The 3,477-nt window shown below is 28.6% G+C and carries 3 protein-coding genes; all 3 read right to left on the reverse strand.

Annotation, left to right across the window (positions count from 1 at the left end):
• On the reverse strand, nt 1-1,891 hold a 1,891-nt coding region (locus FPG59_RS14930), incomplete at its 3' end, for an LTA synthase family protein (protein WP_140344688.1).
• 279 nt (nt 1,892-2,170) lie between these two features.
• The gene (locus tag FPG59_RS14935; protein WP_086455356.1) at nt 2,171-2,803 is read right to left on the reverse strand and encodes a phosphatase PAP2 family protein; all 633 of its coding nucleotides are present in this window, start codon (nt 2,801-2,803) and stop codon (nt 2,171-2,173) included.
• Between the two features lie 290 nt (nt 2,804-3,093).
• Nucleotides 3,094-3,351 carry a heavy metal-binding domain-containing protein gene (locus FPG59_RS14940; protein ID WP_024981664.1) on the reverse strand — a complete coding sequence of 86 codons (258 nt, stop codon included), beginning with the start codon at nt 3,349-3,351 and terminating at the stop codon, nt 3,094-3,096.
• Nucleotides 3,352-3,477: the final 126 nt, after the last annotated feature.

Consider the following 3,477-nt stretch of genomic DNA (forward strand, 5'->3'; position numbering starts at 1 on the left):
TTTCTAAATCAATTAAATTTTTATTTTCTATTTTTTTCATTATTTTCTTTTCTGCATCCCATATATAATTATTTACTTTTTTTCGGTCATTTATTTCTGTAAAATATTTATTCTTTAATAATCCTAATGTTCTATAATTTCCAATTAAAGCTCTTTCTTCATTAGGTTTCATTATATTAATATCTTTGCCATAAAGTTCTGTTTGATAATTCCAATTCAAATATCCAAATACTGTTGGCATTAGGTCAATTTGCGATACAAGTTTATTGATTTTTTGTTTTTGATTATTCAAATTGTAAATCATTGCTGGAATATGATGATTTTCAATATTTATTTCCCATTTACCAGCACTATTGGCACAATGGTCAGCAACAATTACAAAAATTGTATTTGAAAACCAAGGTTTTGTTTTCACTTTTTTGATATATTGTCCTAAAGCAAAATCAGTATATTTTACTGCACTTTCTCTACTTCCTTGTACCATATTTATTCTTCCATTAGGAAATGAATAGGGTTTATGGTTAGATGTTGTCATTATAAATTGAAAAAAAGGTTTGTTTTTTTTTGAATTTATATTGGCATATTTTATAGATTGAGTATAACTATCTTCATCACAAATTCCCCAAGCATTTTCAAATGTTACTTCGTTGTCTTCTATTGCAAATCGTTTTGTTTTAATATTATCAGATAGCGGATTTCCTCTGTTTCTATCTATTATATTAAACCCTTGACCGCCAAAAAAAGTGTTCATATTATCAAAATAGCCATCGCCTCCATATATAAAACTTAAATCATAATTTTTCTTTTTTAATATCGTAGCTATTGAAAATATACTTTCATTATTTGGTCTTCTTACAATACTGTTTCCTGGTGTTGGTGGAACGCAGAGAGTGAGTGCTTCCATACCTCGAACAGTTCTTGTACCTGTAGCATACATATTAGTAAAGAATATGCTGTTTTTTGCTAATGCTTCATAATTAGGTGTTAGATTTTGTTGGTTTCCAAATTGTTTTAAAAAATCGGCACTAAAACTTTCAATAGCAATTAAAACTATGTTAGGGGCTTGTTCTTTTGAGCCACTTACGTTTCTTGTAATCGCATCTTTTTCTTGATTTGTAAATTCTTGATTGTTTTGAAGCAATTCCTTTTTTACTATTTTATATGCTTCTTTGTTAGGCAATGTTTTATAAAATGTTGTATAATCTAACTCGTTTGAATGCAATGCTGAAAAAAAAGAGAAAACACCATTTTTGCTTAATTCATTTTCATAATTATTGATGCTCCATTCTGCAAGTTTATTTTTTGCAAAAAAAGCGAAAAGTAATGTTACTAGTAATAAAGGTAAAACATTAAAAAGCCTTTCTTTAAATTTTGGTTTTTCTGTGAATGTTTCCCTAAAAACATTTTTCTTCTTATAAATGACATATATAATGAAGATTAAAGTAAATAGAACCAAAATTATTAATGGGATTGGATAGGATTGATTTATATTTTCAAAAACTTCGTAAGTATATATTAAATAATCAACAGCAATAAAGTTAAACCTTGTATTGAATTCCTCCCAAAATGGAAATTCCGCAACAAAAGAAAAAATACTAATGAATAGTAAAATACCCATTAAAAAATAAGTAATTACCTTATCAAGTATGCCACCGACAAGTTTTGAAGGTAAAGCAAGTAGATATGAATAATAAATTGTAGAAAAAAACAAAGCTACTGATAGGTCAAAGAAAAATCCTAAACTGAAAATTTTGATAATTGAAATAAGAGAAAAATCAATATCATCAAATGATAAAGCATAAAGGGAAATTCTTATCCCGAAAGAAATCAGAACATAAGTTGATATAAATGAATATAGTAATGAAAATCGTTTGTTAAATATATTTTTCATTTTTTTAAATTGTATTTTTAGTTATGAGAATCCAGAGACCATTTCTCCTTCATCTTTTATTAAAAGAAATGTACTTCCTAAAAGCATTGCCTAATCGGTTCTACTGCCTTGAAATAGTTTTCAAAATCATCAATGATACTGGCAGTTTGGGATAGGTTTAAGTTTTTTAAAGACTTCATTGCAGATGTTGGGTATTTCTTTCGTTTTAGAATGTTTGTAACCTTTTTATTTTTACTATATATAAAACATAAGTATTTGATTTTAAATAAAAAGAACTATTTATTCCCAAAGTTGTGGGATTTTTTTCCTCTGTTTTTTATTAACCCATTTATTCAATTTATAGGAAAGATAAGCTGATCCGCTTCCTATGATTGCGCCAGCTAACACGTCACTTGGATAATGAACACCCAATACCATACGAGAATAGCTTACTGCACTTGCCCACGCAAACGAAGGAGCAATAATGTACCATTTTGGATACGCCATACTCAAGGAAGTGGCAGTTGCAAAAGCTAAAGAAGCGTGCCCTGATGGGAAAGAAGGTCCGGTTGCTGTTGTAACTTGCTCAATATCTGGATAAGTTACAAATGGTCGTTCTCTATTTACTGTTTTTTTTAAAGCAAATGTTATAAATCCTGAAGCCAAAAAGGCTTCTCCAATAAAAATAGCTTTCTTTTTGACTGTACTATCTTTCATTATCAATCCGACAGAGTACATAATAATTGGAGTTCCAATACTTACAGGAGCTAGACTATTTGTAATTCCTTTTGATGCTGGATCCAGTGATTTGTTCCTATTATGATTTATGTTTCTTAAAACATCAATGTCTAAATTCTGGGCATTTGCAAAGTTTATGCAAAAAAACAACACCGCTAAATTGGTTATTTGTAACAAATTTATTTTGTTTTTCATTCTTCTGTCTTTTTAATCAAAATTTTTATAATGCAAATGGATACAGAAAACAATACTCATTTATGTTCTACTTTTTAATGCTTGTGCTCTAGATCGTGCGAACAGCCGTTTTATTTATCTTCGGCAGACATTTCTTTCGCTTTAGCGTTTATGAACATCATCAGAATGATTTTCTGAATCATTGTGAATAGAACAACCTGATTGTTTGTTTGGTGATTTATTTTTTCTTCCTGTCTGCACCAAAGCTGTTTACTGTTTGCATCATATTTGTGTTGGTGTTTCTTTTTTAGTTATTTATGATTATGTTCTAAATGGTTTTTATTTTCTTCGTGTTCAATTTTTATTAATGACATTTTGCAAACAGGACATTTTCCAGAAATGTCATAAAATTTCCCTTTTTCACATTTCATAGGGCATTCGTAGACTATCTTATGGGCTTCTGCCTTTTTGTGAATATGAACCTTTTGTACTTTTTTCTCTTCTTTACAGGAAAAAACAATCGTCATTATTGCAATATTTATAATTCCTAGTATGATTAATTTTTTCATCAAATTAGATTTAAAATGTTTCTTAAATTATATAAAAGAGAGTGCAAATAGGAATTATTTAAAACCCTAATTTGATCCTTCGTTAATGTTATTATGAAAAAATGGTAGCCATTCCAAGCAAACCTG

Origin of the sequence: Flavobacterium sp. FPG59 (genome assembly GCF_002150205.1) — a bacterium.
Lineage (GTDB): Bacteria > Bacteroidota > Bacteroidia > Flavobacteriales > Flavobacteriaceae > Flavobacterium.